25 protein-coding genes are annotated in these 26,104 nt (G+C 58.9%); 13 read left to right on the top strand and 12 right to left on the bottom strand.

Going from position 1 to position 26,104, the window contains the following annotated elements; translation table 11 throughout:
• Window positions 1-4 precede the first annotated feature (4 nt).
• The 4 genes from ACP7C6_RS24450 to ACP7C6_RS24435 all read right to left on the bottom strand — a co-directional run bounded on the left by ACP7C6_RS24450 (window position 5) and on the right by ACP7C6_RS24435 (window position 2,832).
• Entirely contained in the window at window positions 5-616 is a 612-nt protein-coding gene (locus tag ACP7C6_RS24450; protein WP_028619074.1) for a phage baseplate assembly protein V, read from the bottom strand.
• A 3-nt stretch (window positions 617-619) separates the two neighbouring features.
• Window positions 620-1,135, bottom strand: a complete 516-nt coding sequence (locus ACP7C6_RS24445; RefSeq protein WP_028619073.1) for a hypothetical protein — start codon at window positions 1,133-1,135, stop codon at window positions 620-622.
• A gap of 21 nt (window positions 1,136-1,156) precedes the next feature.
• The gene (locus tag ACP7C6_RS24440; RefSeq protein ID WP_028619072.1) at window positions 1,157-1,501 is read right to left on the bottom strand and encodes a phage holin family protein; all 345 of its coding nucleotides are present in this window, start codon (window positions 1,499-1,501) and stop codon (window positions 1,157-1,159) included.
• 596 nt (window positions 1,502-2,097) lie between these two features.
• Entirely contained in the window at window positions 2,098-2,832 is a 735-nt protein-coding gene (locus tag ACP7C6_RS24435; RefSeq protein WP_016977944.1) for a LexA family transcriptional regulator, read from the bottom strand.
• Between the two features lie 210 nt (window positions 2,833-3,042).
• Between ACP7C6_RS24435 and mutS the strand changes: the two genes are divergently transcribed.
• Window positions 3,043-5,634, top strand: a complete 2,592-nt coding sequence (mutS, locus tag ACP7C6_RS24430; protein ID WP_028619071.1) for a DNA mismatch repair protein MutS — start codon at window positions 3,043-3,045, stop codon at window positions 5,632-5,634.
• 142 nt (window positions 5,635-5,776) lie between these two features.
• A complete protein-coding gene (gene fdxA, locus ACP7C6_RS24425; RefSeq protein WP_003208688.1) occupies window positions 5,777-6,100 on the top strand; it encodes a ferredoxin FdxA in 324 nt (107 codons plus the stop codon).
• 492 nt (window positions 6,101-6,592) lie between these two features.
• Here fdxA and apbC read toward each other — a convergent pair whose 3' ends face one another.
• Complete coding sequence (gene apbC, locus ACP7C6_RS24420; RefSeq protein ID WP_028619070.1) at window positions 6,593-7,687, bottom strand: iron-sulfur cluster carrier protein ApbC; 1,095 nt, start codon at window positions 7,685-7,687, stop codon at window positions 6,593-6,595.
• A gap of 171 nt (window positions 7,688-7,858) precedes the next feature.
• Between apbC and metG the strand changes: the two genes are divergently transcribed.
• The 4 genes from metG (at window position 7,859) to ACP7C6_RS24400 (ending at window position 12,062) form a co-directional block, all read left to right on the top strand.
• Entirely contained in the window at window positions 7,859-9,910 is a 2,052-nt protein-coding gene (gene metG, locus ACP7C6_RS24415; RefSeq protein ID WP_028619069.1) for a methionine--tRNA ligase, read from the top strand.
• 208 nt (window positions 9,911-10,118) lie between these two features.
• The gene (gene rsxB / locus ACP7C6_RS24410; RefSeq protein WP_028619068.1) at window positions 10,119-11,075 is read left to right on the top strand and encodes an electron transport complex subunit RsxB; all 957 of its coding nucleotides are present in this window, start codon (window positions 10,119-10,121) and stop codon (window positions 11,073-11,075) included.
• Between the two features lie 58 nt (window positions 11,076-11,133).
• Complete coding sequence (gene nth / locus ACP7C6_RS24405) at window positions 11,134-11,772, top strand: endonuclease III (protein WP_028619067.1); 639 nt, start codon at window positions 11,134-11,136, stop codon at window positions 11,770-11,772.
• Window positions 11,773-11,879: 107 nt separating this feature from the next.
• The gene (locus ACP7C6_RS24400; protein WP_028619066.1) at window positions 11,880-12,062 is read left to right on the top strand and encodes a PA3496 family putative envelope integrity protein; all 183 of its coding nucleotides are present in this window, start codon (window positions 11,880-11,882) and stop codon (window positions 12,060-12,062) included.
• A gap of 84 nt (window positions 12,063-12,146) precedes the next feature.
• Here ACP7C6_RS24400 and ACP7C6_RS24395 read toward each other — a convergent pair whose 3' ends face one another.
• The 3 genes from ACP7C6_RS24395 to ACP7C6_RS24385 form a co-directional block, all read right to left on the bottom strand.
• On the bottom strand, window positions 12,147-12,779 hold the full coding sequence (locus tag ACP7C6_RS24395; RefSeq protein WP_028619065.1) for a response regulator transcription factor: 633 nt from the start codon (window positions 12,777-12,779) through the stop codon (window positions 12,147-12,149).
• 624 nt (window positions 12,780-13,403) lie between these two features.
• On the bottom strand, window positions 13,404-14,621 hold the full coding sequence (locus ACP7C6_RS24390) for an argininosuccinate synthase (protein ID WP_010212738.1): 1,218 nt from the start codon (window positions 14,619-14,621) through the stop codon (window positions 13,404-13,406).
• 129 nt (window positions 14,622-14,750) lie between these two features.
• On the bottom strand, window positions 14,751-15,659 hold the full coding sequence (locus ACP7C6_RS24385) for a flagellar protein MotY (protein ID WP_426109329.1): 909 nt from the start codon (window positions 15,657-15,659) through the stop codon (window positions 14,751-14,753).
• Between the two features lie 156 nt (window positions 15,660-15,815).
• Between ACP7C6_RS24385 and pyrC the strand changes: the two genes are divergently transcribed.
• The gene (pyrC, locus tag ACP7C6_RS24380) at window positions 15,816-16,862 is read left to right on the top strand and encodes a dihydroorotase (protein ID WP_028619063.1); all 1,047 of its coding nucleotides are present in this window, start codon (window positions 15,816-15,818) and stop codon (window positions 16,860-16,862) included.
• Window positions 16,859-17,530 (top strand): ribonuclease T, encoded by a 672-nt coding sequence (gene rnt / locus ACP7C6_RS24375; protein WP_010212742.1) that lies wholly within the window; start codon window positions 16,859-16,861, stop codon window positions 17,528-17,530. Before pyrC ends, rnt begins: the two co-directional genes overlap by 4 nt.
• Window positions 17,531-17,595: 65 nt before the next feature.
• Here rnt and ACP7C6_RS24370 read toward each other — a convergent pair whose 3' ends face one another.
• Entirely contained in the window at window positions 17,596-18,198 is a 603-nt protein-coding gene (locus tag ACP7C6_RS24370; protein ID WP_003172097.1) for a peroxiredoxin, read from the bottom strand.
• A gap of 244 nt (window positions 18,199-18,442) precedes the next feature.
• Here ACP7C6_RS24370 and ACP7C6_RS24365 point away from each other — a divergent pair, with 244 nt between their 5' ends.
• Together ACP7C6_RS24365 and bfr are read left to right on the top strand one after the other, a co-directional pair.
• On the top strand, window positions 18,443-18,661 hold the full coding sequence (locus ACP7C6_RS24365; RefSeq protein ID WP_010564137.1) for a bacterioferritin-associated ferredoxin: 219 nt from the start codon (window positions 18,443-18,445) through the stop codon (window positions 18,659-18,661).
• Window positions 18,662-18,862: 201 nt separating this feature from the next.
• Complete coding sequence (bfr, locus tag ACP7C6_RS24360) at window positions 18,863-19,336, top strand: bacterioferritin (RefSeq protein WP_028619062.1); 474 nt, start codon at window positions 18,863-18,865, stop codon at window positions 19,334-19,336.
• Between the two features lie 69 nt (window positions 19,337-19,405).
• Here bfr and grxD read toward each other — a convergent pair whose 3' ends face one another.
• Both grxD and ACP7C6_RS24350 read right to left on the bottom strand, forming a co-directional pair.
• Window positions 19,406-19,744: a Grx4 family monothiol glutaredoxin gene (gene grxD / locus ACP7C6_RS24355; protein WP_095014901.1), complete on the bottom strand. Its 339-nt coding sequence runs from the start codon at window positions 19,742-19,744 to the stop codon at window positions 19,406-19,408.
• 77 nt (window positions 19,745-19,821) lie between these two features.
• Entirely contained in the window at window positions 19,822-21,930 is a 2,109-nt protein-coding gene (locus ACP7C6_RS24350) for a molybdopterin oxidoreductase family protein (RefSeq protein WP_236318731.1), read from the bottom strand.
• 435 nt (window positions 21,931-22,365) lie between these two features.
• Here ACP7C6_RS24350 and argF point away from each other — a divergent pair, with 435 nt between their 5' ends.
• Complete coding sequence (gene argF / locus ACP7C6_RS24345) at window positions 22,366-23,286, top strand: ornithine carbamoyltransferase (protein WP_028619059.1); 921 nt, start codon at window positions 22,366-22,368, stop codon at window positions 23,284-23,286.
• Window positions 23,283-24,389, top strand: a complete 1,107-nt coding sequence (locus ACP7C6_RS24340; RefSeq protein ID WP_028619058.1) for an ABC transporter ATP-binding protein — start codon at window positions 23,283-23,285, stop codon at window positions 24,387-24,389. Before argF ends, ACP7C6_RS24340 begins: the two co-directional genes overlap by 4 nt.
• A 7-nt stretch (window positions 24,390-24,396) precedes the next feature.
• On the opposite strand, the gene ybaK is transcribed toward ACP7C6_RS24340, so the two are convergent.
• Entirely contained in the window at window positions 24,397-24,867 is a 471-nt protein-coding gene (gene ybaK / locus ACP7C6_RS24335) for a Cys-tRNA(Pro) deacylase (RefSeq protein ID WP_028619057.1), read from the bottom strand.
• A gap of 327 nt (window positions 24,868-25,194) precedes the next feature.
• Between ybaK and ACP7C6_RS24330 the strand changes: the two genes are divergently transcribed.
• Window positions 25,195-26,052 carry an MIP/aquaporin family protein gene (locus tag ACP7C6_RS24330; protein ID WP_028619056.1) on the top strand — a complete coding sequence of 286 codons (858 nt, stop codon included), beginning with the start codon at window positions 25,195-25,197 and terminating at the stop codon, window positions 26,050-26,052.
• Window positions 26,053-26,104 lie beyond the last annotated feature (52 nt).

Here is a 26,104-nt window from a genome sequence, read left to right as displayed (position 1 = left end):
ATCCTTATGCGCTGCTGATCACGCGACCCTGGTGATCCACCACCGGGCCGCTCAAATGCACGCCGGCGGCATCCAGCAACACGCCGGTGGCGCCGAGTTGCAGGGTGATGCTCTTGGCGTTCAGGGTCAGGCTGGCGGCACCGACTTTGAGGTCGACCTGCTCGCGGGAGCCGCTGAACGTGGTGGGACCGTTGACCCAGTTGAAGGTGTGGCTGGCGTCGTCGTAGTCGCTTTGGGTGCCGTCCTGATGGCGACGCCGTGTCAGCGATGCAACACTAGAAACAGGCGGAAAGAGACTACTGTTGAGGCCGAATAAGGCTACGGACTGTGTCCCCCCTTCCCCGCCGCCATAATTGAGCAGCAGACAGTGTTCGCCGACAGAGGGAATGCGTGTTTCCGTTTGTGCCCCAGCGCTCGGGTTGAAAAACCGGATCGCCGGGCTGAGCAAGTCGCCGTGACTGACCTTGCAGGTGTTACTCGCGGCGTCGACTTCCTGGCATACACCAATCCGACAGAAGCTTTCGGCGCGCCGATACAGGTCCTCCAACTGAGCCTCCATTTCTGCCAGGCGCTCGACAATCGGCCCCAGTTGCATACGTAGCAATGCATCGAACATGGATTACTCCTGCAAGGGGCGATATTGATCCGGATCGTTGATATCGGAGACTTCCCAGGTGCGGGCAAATAAAGGCTTGCCTGTAGGATCTTCGAGCAGTAATGGTCCGAGGTAGAGGTTTTGGGTGAAGGAAACCGTCCAGGTGTCGTAGTCCGTTTCTGCACTGGTGGGCGCGGAAGGGGCTGCGACAATGGCGGCAGGCAGGTCGCACTGATCAGGCGGGAGGCCCCAGCGGTTATCCAGGGTCAGATCCATCAATTGGCTGGCCAAGTCGCAGGCATCAAAAGGTGCCGACCCGATAGCAACCATGGCCTTGAGTGAAACCGACAAGGCATGCGCCTTGCGCCCTGCAAGGGAGCGCACGCCCGGACCGTTGCGCTCCACGCTGATCAAAATGCCGGCTTTATCACCTGTTCCGGGAAAGTCTTGGTGATTGCCTACGTGCAGCTGTGGGAAAGCGCTCTTTAGCGCGTCCCCAATCGCCGCAGGTAGCTGGGAAGGTTTTTCGAGAAGTGTCATCTGCTTGCATCCTTGCAGCGATTACTGCTGATCCGGGCGAGAGGTAGGGGCCTCGTTGACCCCGATGCGCTTGGCCGCCCAGCGTTCATAAAGGCCGATGGCCACGTCCGCACCGGCCATGGCGGTCAGGCAACCAATGGCGCCAGCGGTCCAGATCGACATGCCGGCGGCGTAGCACAGCATCAATGCCGATACCCCGCAGACCATGCACGCCCCGGACCGCAGGGCCAGGCGCCGGATCAGCGACCAACCACGGGCGCCCTCCTTATCGGCGCGCCACATTTCGCCGGATACACCGCCGATCAGCGCCAGTACGATTACCAGCCAGATAGGCATTTCCGCTAACGCTTGCTGCTCGTTTGTCATGTCACGCCTCCTGGCTGAGCACTACCGGCACGGGGCCGGCTCTTGGGTAAATCCATGTGTAGGTAGGCATTCCAAAAAGCCCGGTTGCCCAGGCTTTTCAGTAATGCGGTCCAAACTCGATCTTTCGGCGCGACTGGCGCGGTACGGATCTTTCCTCGATGTTTTTCCGACCACGATCCCTGTCTGCCGGATAACTGCTTCTGGTGCTTTACGCTGCACACCCGGGTCAGTTGCCAACCCTCTGAACCGTTAAGGCCGGTTCATCGCTGCCTGTTTGTTAAGCGGTGAAACTAAAGAGCGTCGGCGTCCTTGCCGGTGTTGCTGGCGTCCTTGCCATCGCTCGGATGGCGTCCTTGCCGGTGCTGCGTGACTTCCTTGTGTTGACTGGCAGCATCCTTGCCGCCTCCACCAGACCTTGTTGGCTGGCTTGAGATGAAGAATATGCATGTATGCATATACAGTCAATGCACAAATGCATTTATTTTCAGCATGCAAATGCACCAATGCATTTGCGTCCTTGTGGACAGCGGGTTTGGTGGTTTTTTCCAGGCGAAAAAAAGCCCGCTCGTTGGCGGGCTTTGTCTTACAGAAGAAGGTTAACGGGCGTACATACCCCACCAGAACACATGACCCAGGATACTGATTTGCTCATCCTGGATATCCTGGAAGCTGTAGTCCTCATCCGGGTGCTCATCGCGATTGAAACTGCGCAGGCGAATCCCGGAAGGCAGGCGGTAGAGCTGTTTCACCCGCAGCTGGCCGTTGTGGTTGATGGCATACAAGTCACCATCGACGATGTCACCAATGCCACTCTTGCCCGCATTCACCCCGACCGTCGCGCCGTCGCGCAGCACCGGCAACATGCTGTTGCCGCGTACCGTCACGCACTTGGCCTGGTCGAACTGCACACCGTTATGCCGCAGGCTGCGCTTACCGAACCGCAGGCTGGCTTTCTCGCTTTCCTCGATGACGAATCTTCCTGATCCAGCAGCCAATTCAACCTCACGCAGAAAGGGGATCGACACCTCGTCATCATTAACGGGGGTGTCATCGTCCCACAGGCTTATATCCTTGAGTTCCGAATGCATCGGGTCGCGCCCGTCCTCCCGCGAAACGCCCACCGCCACGCGCCCGCGCAGTTGGTCGGTGCTCACGCGGAAGTACTCGGCGATGCGGGAAATGTGCTTGTCCGACGGATCAACGATCTTGCCGCTGAGGATCCGGGACAGCGTGGATTGAGGCACGCCGGTACGCCGGTGAAGCTCCGTGGGGGAGATCCGGTCGCGGTCCAGCAGTTCGCGTAAGACGATAGAAACGTTGCGTTTTTGCATAACGCAGATAGTGACGGGAGATTTCGGGGTTGGCAAATGCTAATTTGCATTATTTATGCATAAACGATGCATTTCTTGGGCCCTTTTAAGTGTGGTGATGTGGACTGCGAACCGCAGACCTCGCGTGTTAACCTTGCGCCCATCGCAAAATCGCAGGGCGGAATGCCCCACCTTTGCTCCACTCCTTTCAACGAATTTGCCTACTACCCAATGAGTAAAACCACTTCAGACCTGTCCTCCCACACCCCAATGATGCAGCAGTACTGGCGCCTCAAGAACCAGCACCCTGATCAGTTGATGTTCTACCGCATGGGCGACTTCTACGAGATCTTCTACGAAGACGCGAAGAAGGCCGCCAAGCTGCTGGATATCACCCTGACGGCGCGTGGGCAGTCGGCGGGGCAGTCGATTCCGATGTGTGGGATTCCTTACCATTCGTTGGAAGGTTACTTGGTCAAGCTGGTGAAGCTGGGCGAGTCGGTGGTGATCTGTGAGCAGATCGGCGACCCGGCCACCAGCAAGGGGCCGGTGGAACGTCAGGTGGTGCGCATTATTACGCCGGGGACGGTGAGTGATGAGGCGCTGCTGGATGAGCGTCGCGATAACCTGATTGCGGCGGTGTTGGGTGATGAGCGTCTGTTTGGCCTGTCGGTGCTGGATATCACCAGCGGCAACTTCAGCGTGCTGGAGATCAAGGGCTGGGAGAACTTGCTGGCAGAGCTGGAGCGCATCAACCCGGTTGAGCTGTTGATCCCGGACGATTGGCCGAAGGATCTGCCGGCGGAAAAACGCCGTGGGGCCAAGCGCCGTGCGCCGTGGGATTTCGAGCGTGACTCGGCGCTGAAAAGTCTGTGCCAGCAGTTCTCAGTACAAGACCTTAAAGGCTTCGGTTGCGAAAACCTGACCCTGGCCATCGGCGCCGCCGGTTGCTTGCTGGGCTATGCCAAGGAAACCCAGCGCACCGCCCTGCCGCATTTGCGCAGCCTGCGTCATGAGCGTCTGGACGACACCGTGGTACTCGATGGTGCGAGCCGTCGCAACCTGGAGCTGGACACCAACCTGGCCGGCGGGCGTGACAACACTCTGCAATCAGTGGTCGACCGTTGCCAGACCGCCATGGGCAGCCGCTTGCTGACGCGTTGGTTGAATCGTCCGCTACGCGACTTGAGTGTGCTGCAGGCGCGTCAGACTTCTATTACGTGCCTGCTGGACGGCTATCGCTTTGAAAAGCTGCAGCCACAGCTGAAGGAAATCGGCGATATCGAGCGCATCCTGGCACGGATCGGCCTGCGTAACGCGCGTCCGCGTGACTTGGCGCGCCTGCGTGATGCCCTCGGTGCCTTGCCACAATTGCAAGCGGCGATGACCGAACTGGACACGCCGCACCTGCAACAGCTCGCGGTCACCGCCGGTACTTACCCGGAACTGGCGGCGTTGCTGGAAAAAGCCATCATCGACAACCCGCCAGCAATCATCCGTGACGGCGGCGTTCTGAAGACCGGTTACGACAGCGAGCTGGACGAGCTGCAAGCCCTGAGCGAAAACGCCGGCCAATTCCTGATTGACCTGGAAGCCCGCGAAAAAGCCCGTACCGGCCTGGCCAACCTGAAAGTCGGCTACAACCGCGTGCACGGCTATTTCATCGAACTGCCGAGCAAGCAGGCCGAGTCGGCGCCGATCGACTATCAACGTCGCCAGACACTGAAAGGCGCCGAGCGGTTTATCACCCCAGAGCTGAAAGAGTTCGAAGACAAGGCACTGTCGGCCAAGAGCCGTGCCCTGGCGCGGGAAAAGATGCTCTATGAGAACCTGCTGGAAGACCTGATCAGCCAGTTGGCACCGCTGCAGGATACCGCCGCCGCCCTGGCCGAGCTGGATGTGCTGAGCAACCTGGCCGAGCGCGCGCTGAACCTTGATCTGAACTGCCCGCGCTTTGTCAGCGAGCCATGCATGCGCATCGTGCAAGGTCGCCACCCGGTCGTAGAGCAGGTGCTGACCACGCCGTTCGTCGCCAACGACCTGTCGCTGGACGACGATACCCGCATGCTGGTGATCACCGGTCCGAACATGGGCGGTAAATCCACCTACATGCGCCAGACGGCATTGATCGTGCTGTTGGCGCATATCGGCAGCTTTGTGCCGGCGGCCAGTTGCGAGCTTTCCCTGGTGGACCGCATTTTCACCCGGATCGGCTCCAGCGACGACCTGGCCGGTGGCCGTTCGACCTTTATGGTGGAGATGAGCGAAACCGCCAACATCCTGCATAACGCCACCGAACGCAGCCTGGTGCTGATGGACGAAGTGGGCCGCGGCACCAGCACCTTCGACGGCCTGTCCCTGGCCTGGGCGGCAGCCGAACGCCTGGCGCATCTGCGTGCCTACACGCTGTTTGCCACGCACTATTTCGAGCTGACCGTGCTGCCGGAAAGCGAACCACTGGTGGCCAACGTGCACCTGAACGCTACTGAGCACAACGAGCGCATCGTGTTCCTGCACCACGTGCTGCCGGGGCCAGCCAGCCAGAGTTACGGCCTGGCCGTGGCCCAACTGGCGGGCGTGCCGAATGACGTAATCACCCGCGCCCGCGAACACCTCAGCCGCCTGGAAACCACGGCGCTGCCCCATGAAACCGTGGTAGCCAGCCCTGCCAAAGCCTCCAGCAAACCGGCTGCGCCACATCAGAGCGACATGTTCGCTAGCCTGCCCCACCCGGTGCTGGATGAGTTGGCAAAGCTTGACCTGGATGACTTGACGCCGCGAAAAGCGCTCGAAATGTTATATGCACTGAAGACTCGGATATAACGCTAAGGCCAGCAAGCTGGTAGACTCTCGCGCGGTTTGGGATGCTGCAGGCTATTAGCCTGGCCTGCAGACTATCGCTCCCGAACCTCGCGAGCCCTGCCACAAAGGGTTTCGCCGCCGCCGCCTGAGGAGAGAATTAGAAATGACCTTCGTCGTTACCGACAACTGCATCAAGTGCAAGTACACCGACTGCGTGGAAGTATGTCCGGTGGACTGCTTCTACGAAGGCCCGAACTTCCTGGTCATCCACCCGGACGAGTGCATTGATTGCGCCCTGTGTGAACCTGAATGCCCGGCCGTCGCTATTTTCTCCGAGGACGAAGTCCCGGCAGAGATGCAGGAATTCATTCAGTTGAACGTCGAGTTGGCGGAAATCTGGCCGAATATCACTGAACGCAAAGACCCGATGCCGGATGCAGCGGAGTGGGATGGCAAAAAAGGTAAGATTGCAGACCTCGAGCGCTGATAGCGTCGCCTCCCAAAAGGCCCCTTGCGGGCCTTTTTGCGTTTCTGGAAAGCAGGTTTCACTTTCCTACAGGCAAAAAAAAGGGGCGGTATGACCCGCCCACATTTTTTCCCTAGTCCCTGTATTCCTTTTCATCATCCTGATGAATCGCATCCTGCGACGTTCCCTAAACCATCGTTCCTTGATGGCTGTGTCAATCCGTGGACACAGGGCTGATGTTAGAGAGTTCCAAAGGAAGTTCAACGGGATCCATTGCTGCGACGGACAGGCTTTCATGCTCAGCAGAGAATAATTAATTGTTATTTTTCAACAGGATAGAAAAAACTATCGACGATCTGGGACGTACTTGGCAGGCAAAAAAACCAAACGCTTACGAAAAAGTAAGCAAATGCTTACACGACCAATTGCGTAAATGAGAAATAAACCCGCCTTGACCACCGTCCAGCCATGAAAAAGCCCCGACACCGTCGAGGCTTTTTCCCTTCAATGCCCTCAGTCGTCGCTGACGGTGATGGTCGGCATCGCCGGCGCAGCGGCTTCCTGCAGCACGATACGCGCGCCCACATGGCGGGCCAGCTCCTGATACACCATGGCTATCTGGCCATCAGGGTCCGCCGCAACAGTCGGCTTGCCACCGTCCGCCTGTTCACGAATCACCATCGACAGTGGCAACGAAGCCAGCAGTTCCACCCCGTACTGGGTGGCCAGCTTCTCGCCACCGCCTTCACCGAACAGATGCTCGGCGTGGCCGCAGTTGGAACAGATGTGCACGGCCATGTTCTCCACCACGCCCAGCACCGGGATATTGACCTTGCGGAACATTTCCACGCCTTTTCTCGCGTCGAGCAATGCCAGGTCCTGGGGCGTGGTGACGATCACCGAGCCAGCCACCGGGACTTTCTGCGCCAGGGTCAGCTGGATATCACCGGTGCCTGGAGGCATGTCGATCACCAGGTAGTCCAGGTCGCCCCAGGCGGTCTGGGTGACCAGTTGCAGCAAGGCGCCGGAGACCATCGGCCCGCGCCAGACCATCGGCGTGTTGTCATCGGTAAGGAAGGCCATCGACATCACTTCCACGCCCAGGGACTCGATCGGCACGAACCACTTCTGATCCTTGACCTTAGGCCGTGTACCCTCGGCGATGCCAAACATCACGCCTTGGCTCGGGCCGTAGATATCCGCATCAAGGATGCCCACGCGTGCGCCTTCGCGGGCCAGGGCCAGGGCCAGGTTGGCCGCCGTGGTGGATTTGCCCACGCCGCCCTTGCCGGAGGCCACAGCCACCACGTTCTTGACGTTGGCCAGCCCAGGGATTTGGGCCTGGGCCTTGTGCGCGGCGATCACACACTGGATGTCGACCTTGGCCGAACGCACGCCGTCCAAGCCCTCGATGGCCATCTGCAGCATCTGCGCCCAACCGCTCTTGAACAGACCGGCGGCATAACCCAGTTCCAACTGGACCGACACTTGGTCGCCCTGGACGTCGATGGCACGCACACAGCCGGCACTGACCGGGTCCTGGTTCAAATAAGGGTCGGTGTACTGGCGAAGCACGGCTTCCACCGCTGCGCGATTGACGGCGCTCATGGGCTACTCCCGAAAAAGACTGACTGAAACAGGCGGCTATCCTAACCGTTCCAGCGGCGTTACGGCATGCTTTCGCAGGTTCGGAAGATTCTGAAACAGCGCCACGGGGTGAAATATATTTCCCGGCGCTTTATAGTGGCCGACCTCCGTTTCATCAAGTAGCCGAGCCCCATGTCCGAGCCACGCAAGATCCTCGTCACCAGCGCCCTGCCCTATGCCAATGGTTCCATCCATCTTGGCCATATGCTTGAGTACATCCAGACCGATATGTGGGTGCGCTTTCAGAAGCATCGTGGCAACCAATGCATTTATGTCTGCGCGGACGACGCCCACGGTTCGGCCATCATGTTGCGCGCCGAAAAGGAAGGGATCACCCCGGAACAACTGATCGCCAACGTGCAGGCTGAACACAGCGCCGACTTTGCCGAGTTCCTGGTGGATTTCGACAACTTCCACTCGACCCACTCCGAAGAAAACCGCGAGCTGTCGAGCCAGATCTACCTGCGCTTGAAGGAAGCCGGGCATATCGACCAGCGTTCGGTGACCCAGTATTTCGACCCGGAAAAGAAAATGTTCCTGGCCGACCGCTTCATCAAGGGCACCTGCCCGAAATGCGGCACTGAAGACCAATACGGCGACAACTGCGAGAAATGCGGTGCGACCTACGCGCCCACCGAGCTGAAGAACCCTAAGTCGGCAATCTCTGGCGCCACCCCGGTGCTCAAGGACTCCCAGCATTTCTTCTTCAAGCTCCCGGATTTCCAGCAGATGCTGCAAACCTGGACCCGAAGCGGCACCTTGCAGGACGCCGTGGCCAACAAACTCTCCGAATGGCTCGACAGCGGCCTGCAGCAGTGGGACATCTCCCGCGATGCGCCGTACTTCGGCTTCGAAATCCCGGGCGAGCCGGGCAAGTACTTCTACGTGTGGCTGGACGCGCCGATCGGCTACATGGCCAGCTTCAAGAACCTGTGCGACCGCACGCCGGGGCTGGACTTCGACGCGTTCTGGAACAAGGATTCCACTGCTGAGCTGTACCACTTCATCGGCAAGGACATCGTCAACTTCCACGCGCTGTTCTGGCCGGCAATGCTTGAAGGTTCGGGCTATCGCAAGCCGACCGCCATCGCGGTGCACGGCTACCTGACGGTCAACGGCCAGAAGATGTCCAAGTCCCGTGGCACCTTTATCAAGGCGCGCACCTACCTGGACCACCTGTCGCCGGAATACCTGCGCTACTACTACGCCTCCAAACTGGGCCGTGGCGTCGATGACCTGGACCTGAACCTGGAAGACTTCGTACAGAAGGTCAACTCGGACTTGGTCGGCAAGGTTGTCAACATTGCCAGCCGTTGTGCCGGGTTTATCCACAAGGGCAACGCTGGCCTGCTGGTGGCCGAGAACGCCGCTCCGGAACTGACCGACGCCTTCCTGGCCGCTGCGCCAAGCATCGCCGATGCCTATGAAGCCCGCGACTTTGCCCGTGCCATGCGCGAGATCATGGGCCTGGCCGACCGTGCCAACGCCTGGATCGCCGACAAGGCACCGTGGTCGCTGAACAAACAGGAAGGCAAGCAGGCGGAAGTACAGGCGATCTGCGCCACGGGTGTCAATCTGTTCCGCCAACTGGTGATATTCCTCAAGCCGGTGCTGCCGTTGTTGGCCGCCGACGCCGAGGCGTTCCTCAACGTGGCGCCGCTGACCTGGAACGATCACACCACGCTGCTCAGCAACCATCAGTTGAACGAGTTCAAGCCGCTGATGACCCGTATCGACCCGGTCAAAGTCCAGGCGATGACCGACGCTTCGAAAGAAGACTTGGTCGCCAGCCAGACCGATACCGGTTCGGCTGCGCCCGCGGGCAATGGTGAGTTGGCCAAAGATCCGATTTCTGCGGAAATCGACTTTGATGCTTTCGCTGCCGTAGACCTGCGTGTCGCGCTGATCGTCAAGGCCGAAGCCGTGGAGGGTGCCGACAAGCTACTGCGCCTAACCCTGGACCTCGGTGGCGAGCAACGCAACGTGTTCTCCGGCATCAAGAGCGCTTATCCGGACCCATCCAAGCTGGATGGTCGCCTGACCATGATGATCGCCAACCTCAAGCCTCGGAAAATGAAGTTCGGCATGTCCGAGGGCATGGTGATGGCGGCCGGCCCGGGTGGGGAAGAGATCTACCTGCTCAGTCCTGACAGTGGTGCGAAGCCGGGCCAACGGATCAAGTAGCCTGCAAAGTTTGTGTTTGTGGTGAGCGGGCTTGCCCCGCGCGGGGCTGCGAAGCGGCCCTAAAACCAGGCACCCGGTTCTATCTGTAAAAACCGTGGTGGCAATGATGGGGCCGCTTCGTGCCCCAGCGCGGGGCAAGCCCGCTCACCACAAGAAAGCGCAACCACCCCAGCCCAGTTTGCTTAACCGGCATGTCCATGATCATCCCATGAACCTCATTCAACGTATCGACGCGCTGCTGCCGCAGACCCAATGCGGCAAATGCGGGCATCCAGGCTGCAAACCTTATGCTGAGGGTATTGCTCAAGGCGAAGCGATCAACAAGTGCCCGCCCGGGGGACAGGAAACCATTGCGGGTCTTGCGCAATTGTTGCGCGTGCCGGTGCTGGAACTGGATATCAGCCGAGGGGAAGCTCCGCCCCAGATCGCCTATATCCGCGAGGCCGAGTGCATTGGTTGCACCAAGTGCATCCAGGCCTGCCCGGTGGATGCCATTGTCGGCGCAGCCAAGCTGATGCACACGGTCATCGTCGATGAGTGCACCGGTTGCGACCTCTGCGTCGCGCCCTGCCCCGTTGACTGCATTGAAATGCGTCCGACCGCCACCGTATTACCGATTGTGGGTGGCCTGGCCACCAACGATCAGCAACGGCAAGGACGAGCTCTCAAGCGCGACCGGGCAAGACGCCGTTATGAACAACGCAACGCACGACTGCAACGGGAAGAAGCGCAGAAGCTCGCTGAACGCCTGGCTCGGGCCAAACGCTCAGTACCGGATTTACCTGTGCCAGTCGGTACAGCACAGGACGCAGCGATCAAGAAAGCCAAAATCACGGTCGCCATGAGTCGCGCACAACTGCATAAATCCTTGAAGGCCTTCGGCCACCCACCAACCTTTGATCAACAGTCGCAGTTGATCGTCCTGCAGCAGCAGTTCGAAGCGGCAGAGCAAGCGCTGACCGCGCTGGAACTGGGCACCGCACCGAAGGCAGTAGGTACGACTTCGAATACTGCCGACCTGAAGCGCGCGAAAATCCAGCTGGCAATGCGCCGCGTGGAATTGAAGAAAGCCCATGACTTAAACGCCAGCCCGCAACAACTGGCCGAGGCGCAACACAACTTAGACGAGGCGCAGCGCCAAGTGGATGCCCACGGCAACACCTGACCCGCAAAACCTGTATTGCTACAATCCCGCCGATCGACTGCCAGGGAAACCCCACCCCATGAACGCCGCAAAACGCCTGGAAATTTTCCGCAGGCTCCACGAAGACAATCCAGAACCCAAGACCGAACTGGCCTACACCACGCCGTTCGAGTTGCTGATTGCGGTGATCCTGTCGGCGCAATCCACGGACGTCGGCGTGAACAAGGCCACAGCCAAGCTGTACCCTGTGGCGAATACTCCCGAAGCAATCCATGCATTGGGTGTGGATGGGCTGTCGGAATACATCAAGACCATTGGCCTGTACAACAGCAAGGCCAAGAACGTCATCGAGACTTGCCGCCTGCTGGTGGAACTGCACGGCAGTGAAGTGCCGCAAACCCGCGAAGCTTTGGAAGCCCTGCCAGGCGTCGGGCGAAAAACCGCCAACGTGGTGCTCAACACCGCGTTCCGGCAACTGACCATGGCGGTGGACACCCATATCTTCCGGGTCAGCAATCGAACCGGCATCGCCCGTGGCAAGAACGTGGTGGAGGTGGAAAAGCAGCTGATGAAGTTTGTGCCCAAGCCCTATCTGCTGGATTCCCATCACTGGCTGATCCTTCATGGCCGCTACGTTTGTCAGGCCCGCAAGCCGCGCTGCGGCAGCTGTCGCATCGAAGACCTGTGCGAATACAAGGACAAGACGTCCGACGATTGACAGATCATTGATTTTCTCGATCAATCGATTGAAAAAATCTTTTTTACCGGATCATGGATTATCGTTATAAGGAGCGCCAACGGCAGTCTTAGCCCGGAGTGAACCTTATGAGCACTGGCAAAGAGCAACTGGAAGTGGAAGACGACCTCGTTGAGTCGGACGACGATGGGGCAGAGGCGCCTGTGGCAGAGGTGGCCAAGACCAATTTAAGCAAACGCCGCACTATCGATAATCTTCTGGAAGAACGACGCTTGCAAAAACAGCTGGCCGATTACGACTTCGACCTCTGATCGAGCGATCGACAACCGGAAGCCTCCTTCGCGGAGGCTTTTTTCTGCCGGTGCCCCGGGCAATACGCTGTGCTATGCCCTCCTCTATACCAGGCCGTTACGCTGGGCCAGCTCGATCAGGTCCACCAGCGAACGCGCATTGAGCTTAAGCAGCAAACGCGTCTTGTAGGTACTGACGGTCTTGTTGCTGAGAAACATGCCGTCGGCAATCTCCTTGTTGGTCCTGCCCCGCGCCAACTGCTGCAATACCATCATTTCTCGCCCGGAGAGGCGCTCGACCATATCGGCCTCGCTGGCATTGCCCATGGTGGAGCGTACCGAGTTGAGCGCCTGGTTCGGAAAATAGCTGTAGCCCGACAGGACCGCCTTGATAGCACTCAGCAACTCGGTCAGGTCCTGTTGCTTGCAAACGTAGCCTGCCGCTCCCGCCTGCATGCAACGCATGGAAAAGTGACCAGGGGCCTGAGATGTGAGGACCAGCACCTTGAATGGCACAGCCTGCTTGGTGGAAGACAACCGGCAAATAACTTCCAGGCCGTCAAGTTTTGGAATACCGATGTCCAGTATCACTATGTCCGGCATATGCTCCCGCGCAAGTTGCAACGCATCGACACCGTTATCGGTCTCGGCAACGACCTCATAACCATGACGTTCCATTAGCATACGCACAGCAAGACGAATGACGGGATGATCATCCACGATCAGCACTTTATTCATGAGAAAGTCCAATTTCGCTGTTCGAATTATTTAGAGCAAGCACAATAGCCTAGTCGTTTCCTAGTTGGCATAGCGTTACCCCCCAAGCAACAGCAAGCAGAGACCCACCCCACAGCGATAAAGGAATTGCCCTACAAAAAAACGCCCTCTCGGAGGGATCAGGTTTTATGGATCCTTTCAGAACTTTCCGGGGGCCTACATACTTTGAGTGAAATATCCGTGGCTTATAGGGGGCTGGGTAAACGTGCCGCACATGACTCTCAGGAAATGCCCCTTGTCTCTCGCCCGCCGCAGGGGGAAACGGCCAGAATGAGGCGTCTGCTTTAGTTCCATTTAACATATTCACTTACATCCTTAATTCCTACAGACCATTCAGTGTTTTGTCTCTTCTCCGCACTTGTATGAGTGAATTATCTGTAAGACCAGTTCCTACATAGATGTAAAAAATTCATTCCCCCTACAACATTTGAACAACAATTCATTCAAACCCCATTTTTGATAAAGGTTTTGAGGAAAAACATCTACGGCTGTTTAAATCGTTATAAACATAAAAGTCTTCACAGAATCACAGGCAAAAAAAATGGCCCCTTTAGCAAGGGGCCATTCTTTACAACACGTTGAGACTTAGAACAGCGAGCGACCTTTGTTGGCCGCAATGCGCATGCGCAATGCGTTCAACTTGATAAAGCCTGCCGCGTCCGCCTGGTTGTAAGCGCCGCCGTCCTCTTCAAAGGTGGCGATGTTGGCGTCGAACAGCGATTCATCGGACTTGCGACCGGTAACGATCACGTTGCCCTTGTACAGCTTCAGGCGCACAACGCCGTTCACGTGAACCTGGGAAGCGTCGATCATCTGTTGCAGCATCAGACGCTCAGGGCTCCACCAGTAGCCGGTGTAGATCAGGCTGGCGTACTTGGGCATCAGCTCGTCTTTGAGGTGAGCCACTTCACGGTCCAGGGTGATGGACTCGATGGCGCGGTGGGCGCGCAGCATGATGGTGCCGCCTGGGGTTTCGTAGCAGCCGCGGGACTTCATGCCCACGTAACGGTTCTCGACGATGTCGAGACGGCCGATACCGTGTTCGCCACCGATACGGTTCAAGGTCGCCAGTACGGTGGCCGGAGTCATCTCGACGCCGTCCAGCGCGACGATGTCGCCGTTGCGGTAGGTCAGTTCCAGGTATTGCGGCTTGTCGGGAGCGTTCTCCGGGGAGACGGTCCACTTCCACATGTCTTCTTCGTGCTCGGTCCAGGTGTCTTCCAGCACGCCGCCTTCATAGGAGATGTGCAGCAGGTTGGCGTCCATCGAGTACGGGGACTTCTTCTTGCCGTGGCGCTCGATCGGGATTGCGTGCTTCTCAGCGTAATCCATCAGCTTTTCACGGGACAGCAGGTCCCATTCACGCCAAGGGGCAATCACCTTCACGCCAGGCTTGAGCGCGTAGGCACCCAGTTCGAAACGCACCTGGTCGTTGCCCTTGCCGGTAGCGCCATGGGAAATGGCGTCGGCGCCGGTTTCGTTGGCGATTTCGATCAGGCGTTTGGCGATCAGCGGACGTGCGATGGAGGTACCCAGCAGGTACTCGCCTTCGTAGACGGTGTTGGCGCGAAACATCGGGAAAACGAAATCGCGGACGAACTCTTCGCGCAGGTCGTCAATGTAGATCTCTTTCACGCCCATGGCTTGCGCCTTGGCACGTGCAGGTTCGACCTCTTCGCCCTGACCCAGGTCAGCGGTGAAGGTCACCACTTCACAGTTATAAGTATCCTGCAGCCACTTGAGGATCACCGAAGTGTCCAGGCCGCCGGAATACGCGAGAACGACCTTGTTTACGTCGGCCATGCCATCACTCCACGGGGTTGTACGGAAAGGCGTCGATTCTACCGACCAAAACCGCGAATTTACAGGGGCGCGACAGCAAATGAAGATAAAGCGACAGATTATGTCGAACGGGCGACCGATGGTCGCACCTTAGGAGGTGTGCGCGGGGTTGCTTGTGCCGGTGGCCGTGGGGGCCGGTTTCTCGGGGGCAGCCACGCGCTCTAGCTGAATATTCACGCGGCGGTTGCGTGCCCGGTTGGCCGCATTGGTGTTGGGCGCCAATGGGTAGCTTTCGCCGTGGAAACGCAGGGTGATCTGCGATTCCGGGATACCGTTGGCCTTGAAGTAGTCCATGACCGCCAGGCCGCGACGGCGCGAGACGTCGCGGTTGGTGAGTCGGTTGCCGCTGTTGTCCGAATGACCGTTCAACTCGATATGGTTGACGGTGGGGTCGGCTTTCATGAACGCGAGAATCACGTCGAGTTTCTTCTTGGCGACCGCGTCCAGCTCGATTCCGCCCCCCGGGAAACCGACTTCAGTCTGTTTGACCTGGTCATAATTCATCGGCAACAGCTTGGCGGTGCACAGCTGGTAATCGTTGTAGGCCTTGTTGAATTTAACCGGCAGCAGCCGGATTTCCGAATAGCCGCCTTCACGCCCATAGTGCCGCACGGTCGGGCTGCGCCCTTCCAGCAAGCCATTGAACAGGCGCCCGGCCTGGGCCTGGGAGCTGTTGAACAGTACATCGCCACTGCCGGCACGCACGGCGCCGAGGTTGATATCGCCTCGCCCCGGCTGCCACGGCGCAGCGGCGGCCAGCAACGTGGCCGAACCGGCTCCCAGCGAGCCGTTGTAGGCTTTCAGACGAAATGTCGCCTGCTCGCCGGCCCGGCGCACGAACTCACCCGAACCGAAATCGGTGATTGGCTGGGTCAAGCGGCACTCGAACTGGTCGCCTTCCACCTTCCACTCAATATTCTCCAGACGTGTCTGGAACGTGAGGGCCATCGCAGGCAGGCTGGCGAACACACTGAGCAGGGCTAGATATTGCTGGCGCACGTGAGGCTCCACTGGTTTCTACAACACTTCAAAGCGTCATACATCGATAAGGCATACCAAAGGCTATCGGTTGCATCCTGCAAAACTTGATAGCGAGTGCCTGAAAGCGTCTTTTCCGGTAGCATTCCCACCAGATTGACCCGCCTGGAATCCCCAATGTCCGACCGCCTGACCCTGCTGCGTCCCGACGACTGGCATATTCATCTTCGCGATGGTGCTGCGTTACCCCACACCGTGGCCGATGTCGCGCGCACGTTTGGCCGCGCCATCATCATGCCTAACCTGGTACCTCCGGTGCGTAACGCCGAGCAAGCCGATGCCTATCGCCAGCGTATCCTCGCTGCACGACCGGCCGGCAGCCGCTTCGAACCGTTGATGGTGCTCTACCTCACCGACCGCACCCAGCCCGAAGAGATTCGAGAGGCCAAGGCCAGCGGCTTCGTGCACGCCGCCAAGCTGTACCCGGCCGGCGCGACCACCAACTCCGATTCCGGCGTGACCAGTATCGACAAGATCCTGCCGGCCATCGAAGCCATGGCCGAAGTCGGCATGCCGCTGTTGATCCACGGTGAAGTCACCCGTGGCGACGTGGATGTCTTCGACCGCGAGAAGATCTTCATCGACGAGCATATGCGCCGTGTGGTCGAGCTGTTCCCGACCCTCAAGGTGGTGTTCGAACACATCACCACAGCCGATGCCGTGCAGTTCGTCAGCGAGGCCTCCGCCAACGTCGGCGCGACCATCACCGCGCATCACTTGCTATACAACCGCAACCACATGCTGGTGGGCGGGATTCGGCCGCACTTCTATTGCCTGCCGATCCTCAAGCGCAACACCCACCAGGTGGCCTTGCTGGATGCAGCGACCAGCGGCAATCCGAAGTTCTTCCTCGGCACCGACTCCGCGCCTCATGCCCAGCACGCCAAGGAAGCGGCGTGTGGCTGTGCCGGTTGCTACACCGCCTATGCAGCGATCGAGTTGTATGCCGAAGCGTTCGAACAGCGTAACGCCCTGGACAAGCTCGAAGGTTTCGCCAGCCTCAACGGCCCGCGGTTCTACGGCCTGCCGGCGAATACTGACCGCATCACCCTGGTCCGTGAAGACTGGACCGCCCCTGCCAGCCTGCCCTTTGGCGAGCTGACTGTCATCCCGCTGCGCGCCGGTGAAACACTGCGCTGGCGCCTGCTGGAGGAAAGCAAGTGAGTGAAGACCATTACGATGACGAACACGAGCACAGTGGTGGCGGTTCGCGTCACCCGATGGCCGAGCGGTTTCGCGGCTATCTGCCGGTTGTCATCGACGTAGAAACCGGTGGCTTCAATTGCGCCACCGACGCATTGCTGGAAATCGCCGCAACCACCATCGGCATGGACGAGCAGGGTTTTGTGTTCCCGGAACACACCCACTTCTTCCGCGTCGAACCGTTTGAAGGCGCGAATATCGAAGCCGCCGCTTTGGAATTCACGGGCATCAAGCTTGATCACCCACTGCGCATGGCGGTGAGTGAAGAAGCGGCGCTGACCGATATCTTCCGTGGTGTGCGCAAGGCGTTGAAGGCCAATGGCTGCAAACGCGCGATCCTGGTTGGCCACAACAGCAGTTTCGACCTGGGTTTCCTGAACGCCGCCGTGGCGCGGTTGGACATGAAGCGCAACCCGTTCCACCCGTTCTCTAGCTTCGACACGGCCACCCTCGCCGGCCTGGCGTATGGCCAGACCGTGTTGGCGAAAGCCTGCCAGGCCGCCGGTATTGACTTTGACGGGCGTGAGGCTCACTCGGCTCGCTACGACACTGAGAAAACCGCCGAGCTGTTCTGCGGCATCGTCAACCGCTGGAAAGACATGGGCGGCTGGGAAGACTTCAATGATTGAGGTCATATCCCGCGCATAAAAAAACCGGCCTTCTCAGGCCGGTTTTTTTGTACCTCGAACCTGGCTTACAGCTTGCCAGCGTTCTCGGTCAGGTAAGCCGCAACGCCTTCTGGCGAAGCGTTCATGCCTTTGTCGCCTTTTTTCCAGTTGGCTGGGCAGACTTCGCCGTGCTCTTCGTGGAATTGCAGGGCGTCGACCAGGCGGATCAGCTCTTCCATGTTACGACCCAGTGGCAGGTCGTTGATGATCTGGGAGCGGACAACGCCCTTGTCGTCGATCAGGAAAGCACCACGGAAGGCCACGCCGCCTTCAGACTCAACGTCGTAGGCCTTGGCGATGTCGTGCTTCATGTCGGCAGCCATGGTGTATTTGACTTTGCCGATGCCGCCATCATTGATGGCGGTGTTGCGCCAGGCGTTGTGGGTGAAATGGGAGTCGATGGAAACAGCGACCACTTCAACGTTGCGCGCCTTGAAATCGTCCATGCGGTGGTCCAGAGCGATCAGCTCCGAAGGGCAGACGAAGGTGAAGTCCAGCGGGTAGAAGAACACCAGGCCGTATTTGCCTTTGATGGCTTCAGACAGTTTGAAGCTGTCTACGATTTCGCCATTGCCGAGGACGGCTGGGACGTCGAAATCCGGGGCTTGTTTGCCGACGAGTACGCTCATTGGGTATCTCCTGATGTAGAGGTGACGATTGAAGTAAAAGGACCGGCCTCGAGTCTGCCGTTAATAAGCGACAGCCCTGTGACGCAGTCACGCTTCGTGAAGACCGACCATCATACACTGAAAAAACCGTTCGTCAGTGCGGGCGCGGTGCCAGCAAATACCCTACGAATCTACTTTGACAATCATTCTCGTTAACATTAAGATCCATCGCACTTAAGCCTTAAACCCGCGACGGTTCTCCCTTATGTATGTGTGCCTCTGTACTGGCGTCACCGACGGACAAATCCGCGAAGCAATCTATGAAGGTTGCTGCAGCTACAAGGAAGTGCGTGAAACCACCGGCGTTGCCAGCCAGTGCGGTAAATGTGCTTGCCTCGCCAAGCAAGTGGTACGGGAAACCCTGACGCAGCTGCAGACAGCCCAGGCCGCGCTCCCCTATTCAGCAGAATTTACACACGCCTGATTGGGCGTGTTTTAAAGAACCGGACTTAGTGTCCGGTTTTTTTATGCCCGCAATTCAATTAGTTAGCGTCAAGACGCGGAACACAAACATTCTTATTCCGATTAATTTTCATTTATTATTCAATAACTTAGGTTTGACACTAGGGAATTCGCCGCTCAAACTCCGCCTTATACACAGCTATTACAGGGCAGGACCCCAGTCATGAAAGGCGACATCTCAGTCATCCAGCAACTCAACAAAATCCTTGCCAATGAACTGGTCGCGATCAATCAGTACTTTCTGCATGCGCGCATGTATGACGATTGGGGCCTGGAAAAGCTGGGCAAGCGCGAATACAAAGAATCCATCAAGGCCATGAAAGATGCGGACGCACTGATCAAGCGCATCCTGTTCCTGGAAGGCCTGCCGAACGTGCAGGACCTGGGCAAGCTGAACATCGGCGAGCACACCCAGGAAATGATCAGCAGCGACCTGAAGTTCGAACACAAGAGCCACAGCGACCTCAAGGCCGCCATCGCTCACTGCGAAAGCAAAGGTGACTTCGGCAGCCGCGAACTGCTGGAAGACATCCTCGAAGACCAGGAAGAACACATCGACTGGCTGGAGACCCAACTGGGCCTGATCGACAAAGTCAGCCTGGAAAACTACCTGCAATCGCAGATGGGCGAAGAATAAGCCCCCAGCTCGCAGGTACAAAAAAGCCCCGCTCTCTCACGAGAAGCGGGGCTTTTTATTGCGTCCGGATCAAGCTTCAGTCTTGGCTGCCGCTTTTGCCGCTGCATCTTTGATCAACGACTGCAACGAACCGTCTGCGGCCATTTCAGTGATGATGTCGCTACCGCCGACCAGCTCACCGGCAACCCACAGTTGTGGGAAGGTCGGCCAGTTGGCGTACTTCGGCAGGTTGGCGCGGATTTCAGGGTTTTGCAGGATATCCACATAAGCGAATTTTTCGCCGCACGCCATGATGGCCTGGGACGCCTTCGCGGAGAAACCGCACTGAGGAGCGTTTGGCGCGCCCTTCATGTAAAGCAGAATGGTGTTGTTGGCAATCTGCTCTTTGATCGTTTCGATGATATCCATGGAACACCTCGGCTGGAACTTTGCGACTCACAGGTCGGCACGGTGGCGCATTGTAACGCAAAATTCCAGCCTGGTGCTCAGGCGGCTGCTACCTGCACCGGCACGCCATTGAGCGCTGCATTGCCCGATAGCTCGTCCAGCTGCCGTTCGTCGGTCAAATCATTGGCACTCGCCCCTGGCTGTCCACTGGCGATGGTCATCTTTACTCCCGGCCGTCCGTGACCCCAACCATGGGGCAGACTGACCACGCCGGGCATCATGTCCAGGCTGGCCACCACTTCCACTTCGATCATGCCGATGCGCGAGCTGACACGGACCCGCTGGCCATCGCTCAATTGACGACTGGCCAGATCGTCCGGATGCATCAGCAATTGATGGCGCGGCTTGCCCTTCACCAGCCGGTGATAGTTATGCATCCAGGAATTATTACTGCGCACATGGCGACGACCGATCAGCAGCAGTTCGTCATCGACAGGCACCGGTTGCGCGGCAAAACGCACCAGGTCGGCAAGGATCACTGGCGGCGCCGCTTGCACCTTGCCATCAGCGGTTTTCAAACGCGCTGAAAGGTTGGGTTGCAGCGGCCCTAAGTCCACGCCGTGGGGATGATCCGCCAGCATGGCCACCGACAACTTGTGGCTGGATGCATCACCGTAGGCGCCCGCGCGCAGACCGAAATCAATCATTTGCGCAGGGGGCATCGTCGGCTTGAGCGCGACACCATTGTGAGCAGCGAAGGCTTTGGCCAGGCCCACAAAAATCTCCCAGTCATGCAGCGCGCCCGCAGGCTTGGGCAAGATCGCCCGATTGAAGCGGGTGACGTTACGCACCGCAAACATATTGAAGGTGGTGTCGTAATGATCGTTTTCCAGCGCCGACGTAGACGGCAGGATCAGGTCGGCATAGCGCGTGGTTTCGTTGATATAGAGGTCGATGCTGACCATGAACTCCAGCCCATCGAGGGCCTGTTCCAATTGCCGGCCGTTCGGCGTCGACAACACGGGATTACCTGCCACCGTGACCAATGCACGGATTTGTCCTTCACCCTCGGTGAGCATTTCCTCAGCCAAGGCCGACACAGGCAACTCGCCACCGTACTCCGGACGCCCGGAAACCCGACTCTGCCAGCGATTGAAATGCCCTCCACCGGTCGACGCCACCAGGTCCACCGCCGGCGTGGTGCACAACGCGCCTCCGACGCGGTCCAGGTTGCCAGTCACCAGGTTGATCAACTGCACCAGCCAATGGCACAGCGTGCCGAATGCCTGGGTCGACACGCCCATGCGCCCATAGCACACGGCTTTGTCGGCTGCAGCAAAGTCCCGTGCCAACTGGCGGATCTGCTCGGCAGGCACCGCACATTGGCGGCTCATGGCCTCGGCGGTAAACCCAGCGATGGCGCGCCGTACGTCCTCAAGGCCTTCAATCGGTAAATGGCTGTCGCGGGTCAGGTTCTCGCTGAACAAGGTGTTGAGCACGCCGAACAACAACGCCGCATCACCGCCTGGACGCACGAACAGATGCTGGTCGGCCATCGCCGCCGTTTCACTGCGCCGCGGGTCGATTACCACCACTTTGCCGCCCCGCGCCTGGATCGCCTTGAGGCGCTTCTCCACGTCGGGCACGGTCATGATGCTGCCGTTGGACGCGAGCGGATTGCCCCCCAGGATCAGCATGAAATCGGTGTGATCGATGTCCGGGATCGGCAGCAACAGGCCGTGGCCGTACATGAGGTAACTGGTGAGGTGATGGGGCAACTGGTCCACAGACGTCGCGGAAAACCGATTGCGCGTCTTCAACTGGCCCAGGAAGTAGTTGCTGTGGGTCATCAACCCATAGTTGTGCACGCTGGGGTTGCCCTGGTACACCGCCACCGCATTCTGCCCATGCTGCGCCTGGATGCCTGACAACCGCTCGGCTACAAGCGCGAAGGCGTCTTCCCACGCAATCGGCTGCCATTCGCTACCGACCCGCAACATGGGTTGGTGCAGGCGGTCGGGATCGTTCTGGATATCCTGCAACGCGACGGCCTTGGGGCAGATATGCCCACGGCTGAAGCTGTCCTGAGCGTCGCCCTTGATCGAGGTAATCGCCAGGCTACCGTCCTCGGCTTGGGTGGTTTCCAGGGTCAGGCCACAAATGGCTTCACACAGGTGGCAGGCACGGTGGTGGAGAGTCTTGGTCATGGCCAGTCTCTTTTATAGGGGCTTTGATCCCACTATGGGTCGAGACCGGCGGGGGCGCCACCAATGTTCGTCCCGTGAATCGCCCTGCATCAGGCCAGGCCATGGACAAGCGTGAGCAAATGTTTCAAAACCCTGCATACCGCCTCTGAAACCGACGCAGCCTGGCCTGCGCCCGCCCCCGCACGTTGCAAAAGGTCTCGGCGCCAGTGTACAAATGGCTCGCTGCTGTCTGGAAATAGTCTTCAAAAGCGCCCCGGCGCCCTGCTTGAACACCCTTAAAAACCGTAGCCCTATTGGTAAGACGCGACATTTAATTATAAGATCGCGCCTTCCCCTATTTCGTCGCCCCGTGCGGCTTTCGCCGCAGGTCTCGCCCGTTGTCACAATAAACAAGGCTTTGAGTATCTGCGGTCTGTTGCAAAAAGGTAGTTAATGATGAGCGCAAGGCACTTTCTCTCCCTGATGGATTGCACGCCCGAAGAGCTGGTCAGCGTGATCCGTCGAGGCATTGAGCTTAAAGACCTGCGTAACCGCGGCGTACTGTTCGAGCCTTTGAAAAACCGCGTGCTCGGCATGATCTTCGAGAAGTCGTCGACCCGCACCCGCGTGTCATTCGAAGCTGGCATGATCCAATTGGGTGGCCAAGCCATCTTCTTGTCCTCGCGTGACACCCAACTGGGGCGTGGCGAGCCGATCGCCGACAGTGCAAAGGTGATGTCGAGCATGCTCGACGCCGTGATGATCCGTACCTTTGCCCACAGCACCGTGACCGAATTTTCCGCAAACTCCCGCGTGCCGGTGATCAACGGCCTGTCCGACGACCTGCACCCGTGCCAGTTGCTGGCCGACATGCAGACCTTCCTTGAGCACCGCGGCTCGATCCAGGGTAAGACCGTGGCCTGGATCGGCGACGGCAACAACATGTGCAACAGCTATATAGAAGCCGCGATCCAGTTCGATTTCCAACTGCGCGTTGCCTGCCCGGAAGGCTACGAGCCTGACGCGCGCTTCCTGGCCCTGGCCGGCGACCGCGTGACCCTGGTGCGCGACCCGCGTGACGCGGTGATCGGCGCGCACCTGGTGAGCACTGACGTCTGGACCTCCATGGGCCAGGAAGAAGAAACCGCCAAGCGCCTGGCCCTGTTCGCCCCGTACCAGGTGACCCGCGCCCTGCTCGACCTGGCCGCGCCAGACGTGCTGTTTATGCACTGCCTGCCGGCCCACCGTGGCGAAGAGATCAGCACCGACCTGCTCGACGACCCACGCTCGGTCGCCTGGGACCAGGCTGAAAACCGCCTGCATGCGCAAAAAGCCCTGCTCGAATTCCTCGTCCCGCCGTCGTACCACCACGCATGAGCCATTCATTACTGCTGAACCTGCGCAACCTGGCATGCGGCTATCAAGATCAACGGGTGGTACAGAACCTCAACCTGCACCTCAACGCCGGCGACATCGGCTGCCTGCTGGGCTCCTCGGGTTGCGGCAAGACCACCACGTTACGTGCGATTGCCGGGTTCGAGCCGGTGCACGATGGCGAGATCAGCCTGGCGGGCGAAGTGATCTCCAGTGCCGGTTTCACACTGGCACCAGAGAAACGTCGTATCGGGATGGTGTTCCAGGACTACGCACTGTTTCCTCATTTGAGCGTGGCCGACAACATTGCCTTCGGTATTCGCAAGCATCCGCAGAAAGACCGCGTGGTGGCTGAGTTGCTGGAGCTGGTCAACCTGAAGAACCTGGGCAAGCGCTTTCCCCACGAGCTTTCCGGCGGCCAGCAACAACGCGTCGCCCTCGCCCGCGCGTTGGCGCCGGAGCCGGCCCTGTTGTTGCTGGATGAACCCTTCTCCAACCTGGACGGCGAGCTGCGCCGCAAGCTCAGCCATGAGGTGCGCGACATCCTCAAGGCACGCGGCACCAGTGCGATCCTGGTGACCCATGACCAGGAAGAAGCCTTTGCAGTCAGCGACCAGGTCGGGGTTTTCAAGGAGGGTCGTCTGGAGCAGTGGGACACACCCTACAACCTCTATCACGAACCGCAGACGCCCTATGTCGCCAGCTTTATCGGCCAGGGTTACTTCATCCGTGGCCAATTGAGTTCGCCGGAATCGGTCAGTACCGAACTGGGTGAATTGCGTGGCAACCGCGCCTACACCTGGCCTACCGGCGGTGCGGTGGACGTGTTGCTGCGCCCGGATGACATCGTCTACGCACCGGACAGCGCGTTGAAAGCGCGGATCGTCGGCAAGACCTTTCTCGGCGCATCGACCTTGTACCGCCTGCAACTGCCGACCGGCGCGCAATTGGAGTCGATTTTCCCGAGCCATGCCGACCATCAGGTCGGCGCGGATGTGGGGATCCGTGTGGCCGCCGAACACCTGGTGCTGTTCCAGGCCTCAGGCAGCACCGCCGCGCAGATCCCTCAAGTCGAATCCGGCGTGAGACGCTACAGCCCGGTATAACGCCCGGTCATGCCCGGCCAATTTCTGCGAATTTGGCCTGGGTATGTTCAGCCAGCACAGCCGCCGGCAATTCAACTTCCAAGCCCCGTCTCCCCGCACTTACAAAAATCGTTGCGAAGGGTTGCGCCGTTGCATCGATAAACGTGCGCAGGCGTTTCTTTTGCCCCAACGGGCTGATGCCGCCCAGCAGGTAGCCGGTTGAACGCTGAGCCGCCGCCGGGTCGGCCATTTCGACTTTCTTGACGCCTGCCGCATGAGCCAGGGCCTTCAGGTCCAGACTTCCGACGACCGGCACCACCGCCACCAACAATTCGCCCTTCTCGCTGCTCGCCAACAAGGTCTTGAACACCTGCGCCGGGTCGAGGCCCAATTTTTCCGCGGCCTCCAGCCCATAGGACGCCGCCTTGGGGTCGTGTTCATAACTGTGAATACGATGTTCGGCGCGAACTTTTTTCAACAGATCCAATGCGGGGGTCATGACGTCTCCGGGCGTGGCAAACAGATGGCCAATTCTAGGCCAAGCCCACACAAAACGCTCTAGCCCGCCCACTCTTAAGGTGCGCGCGCATTGTGAGAAGCGTGATCATTCACCAGACCAATAGTTTGAAAGTGACTGACAGTTCACTTTCGACCTTTGACAGCCGTCATTCTTGTCTATATTTTTTCGTTTCCGAATACTGTAGGAATAGACCCGCAGTATTGAAGCAGTAAGCCGCGACCGGGATGGGGATCCTTGCCACGGTGAAAATCGCGCAACAATCCGTTGAGGTTGTGCGCCAGACAAGAACAACAACTGAGGTTTTCCATGACAACTGCTCTTCAACAGCCTTCACTTTCGAGCCAATGCATGGCCGAATTCCTGGGGACTGCGCTTCTGATCTTCTTCGGTACAGGATGTGTCGCTGCGCTCAAGGTCGCGGGTGCCAGCTTTGGCTTGTGGGAGATCAGTATCATCTGGGGGGTCGGCGTCAGCATGGCGATCTACCTGAGCGCCGGGATATCCGGGGCCCACCTCAACCCGGCCGTCAGCATCGCGCTGTGTATTTTCGCTGACTTCGACAAGCGCAAACTGCCCTTCTATATCCTCGCCCAGATCGCCGGCGCCTTTTGCTCGGCGGCCCTGGTGTACACGCTCTACAGCAACCTGTTTTTCGATTACGAACAAACCCACCACATGGTGCGCGGTTCCCAGGCCAGCCTGGAATTGGCGTCGGTATTCTCCACCTACCCCCATGCGCTGTTGAGCACCGCTCAGGCGTTCCTGGTGGAAATGGTCATTACAGCAATCCTGATGGGCGTGATCATGGCCCTCACCGATGACAACAACGGCTTGCCACGCGGCCCGCTGGCCCCGCTGCTGATCGGCCTGCTGATCGCGGTGATTGGCAGCGCCATGGGCCCGTTGACCGGCTTTGCGATGAACCCGGCACGGGATTTCGGGCCCAAGCTGATGACCTTTTTCGCAGGCTGGGGTGAAATGGCCTTCACTGGTGGCCGTGATATTCCTTACTTCCTGGTGCCGATTTTCGCGCCGATTGTGGGTGCATGCCTCGGTGCTGCGGCCTATCGCGGGCTGATCGCCCGCCACCTGCCGAGCGCCGCACCTGCTATAGCTGAAGAAACACCTGACACGGCTGTCAACGGCAAGACGCGTATTTCCTGATACCGCCGGCCGGGTCCCCACTGCCTCTTTGCGGACCCGGCTGACTCCTTAC

This window comes from Pseudomonas sp. TWR1-1-4, from assembly GCF_049897165.1.
Classification (GTDB): domain Bacteria; phylum Pseudomonadota; class Gammaproteobacteria; order Pseudomonadales; family Pseudomonadaceae; genus Aquipseudomonas; species Aquipseudomonas canadensis.
The sequence above is the reverse complement of the archived record's forward strand: the minus strand, read 5'-3'. Positions and strand labels throughout refer to the sequence as shown.

What these genes read in the sequence shown, in the direction of transcription:
- ACP7C6_RS24450 (WP_028619074.1), bottom strand. Translation starts at nt 616, where the DNA reads ATGTTCGATGCATTGCTACGTATGCAACTGGGGCCGATTGTCGAGCGC.
- ACP7C6_RS24445 (WP_028619073.1), bottom strand. Translation starts at nt 1,135, where the DNA reads ATGACACTTCTCGAAAAACCTTCCCAGCTACCTGCGGCGATTGGGGAC.
- ACP7C6_RS24440 (WP_028619072.1), bottom strand. Translation starts at nt 1,501, where the DNA reads ATGACAAACGAGCAGCAAGCGTTAGCGGAAATGCCTATCTGGCTGGTA.
- ACP7C6_RS24435 (WP_016977944.1), bottom strand. Translation starts at nt 2,832, where the DNA reads ATGCAAAAACGCAACGTTTCTATCGTCTTACGCGAACTGCTGGACCGC.
- mutS (WP_028619071.1), top strand. Translation starts at nt 3,043, where the DNA reads ATGAGTAAAACCACTTCAGACCTGTCCTCCCACACCCCAATGATGCAG.
- fdxA (WP_003208688.1), top strand. Translation starts at nt 5,777, where the DNA reads ATGACCTTCGTCGTTACCGACAACTGCATCAAGTGCAAGTACACCGAC.
- apbC (WP_028619070.1), bottom strand. Translation starts at nt 7,687, where the DNA reads ATGAGCGCCGTCAATCGCGCAGCGGTGGAAGCCGTGCTTCGCCAGTAC.
- metG (WP_028619069.1), top strand. Translation starts at nt 7,859, where the DNA reads ATGTCCGAGCCACGCAAGATCCTCGTCACCAGCGCCCTGCCCTATGCC.
- rsxB (WP_028619068.1), top strand. Translation starts at nt 10,119, where the DNA reads ATGAACCTCATTCAACGTATCGACGCGCTGCTGCCGCAGACCCAATGC.
- nth (WP_028619067.1), top strand. Translation starts at nt 11,134, where the DNA reads ATGAACGCCGCAAAACGCCTGGAAATTTTCCGCAGGCTCCACGAAGAC.
- ACP7C6_RS24400 (WP_028619066.1), top strand. Translation starts at nt 11,880, where the DNA reads ATGAGCACTGGCAAAGAGCAACTGGAAGTGGAAGACGACCTCGTTGAG.
- ACP7C6_RS24395 (WP_028619065.1), bottom strand. Translation starts at nt 12,779, where the DNA reads ATGAATAAAGTGCTGATCGTGGATGATCATCCCGTCATTCGTCTTGCT.
- ACP7C6_RS24390 (WP_010212738.1), bottom strand. Translation starts at nt 14,621, where the DNA reads ATGGCCGACGTAAACAAGGTCGTTCTCGCGTATTCCGGCGGCCTGGAC.
- pyrC (WP_028619063.1), top strand. Translation starts at nt 15,816, where the DNA reads ATGTCCGACCGCCTGACCCTGCTGCGTCCCGACGACTGGCATATTCAT.
- ACP7C6_RS24370 (WP_003172097.1), bottom strand. Translation starts at nt 18,198, where the DNA reads ATGAGCGTACTCGTCGGCAAACAAGCCCCGGATTTCGACGTCCCAGCC.
- ACP7C6_RS24365 (WP_010564137.1), top strand. Translation starts at nt 18,443, where the DNA reads ATGTATGTGTGCCTCTGTACTGGCGTCACCGACGGACAAATCCGCGAA.
- bfr (WP_028619062.1), top strand. Translation starts at nt 18,863, where the DNA reads ATGAAAGGCGACATCTCAGTCATCCAGCAACTCAACAAAATCCTTGCC.
- grxD (WP_095014901.1), bottom strand. Translation starts at nt 19,744, where the DNA reads ATGGATATCATCGAAACGATCAAAGAGCAGATTGCCAACAACACCATT.
- ACP7C6_RS24350 (WP_236318731.1), bottom strand. Translation starts at nt 21,930, where the DNA reads ATGACCAAGACTCTCCACCACCGTGCCTGCCACCTGTGTGAAGCCATT.
- argF (WP_028619059.1), top strand. Translation starts at nt 22,366, where the DNA reads ATGAGCGCAAGGCACTTTCTCTCCCTGATGGATTGCACGCCCGAAGAG.
- ACP7C6_RS24340 (WP_028619058.1), top strand. Translation starts at nt 23,283, where the DNA reads ATGAGCCATTCATTACTGCTGAACCTGCGCAACCTGGCATGCGGCTAT.
- ybaK (WP_028619057.1), bottom strand. Translation starts at nt 24,867, where the DNA reads ATGACCCCCGCATTGGATCTGTTGAAAAAAGTTCGCGCCGAACATCGT.
- ACP7C6_RS24330 (WP_028619056.1), top strand. Translation starts at nt 25,195, where the DNA reads ATGACAACTGCTCTTCAACAGCCTTCACTTTCGAGCCAATGCATGGCC.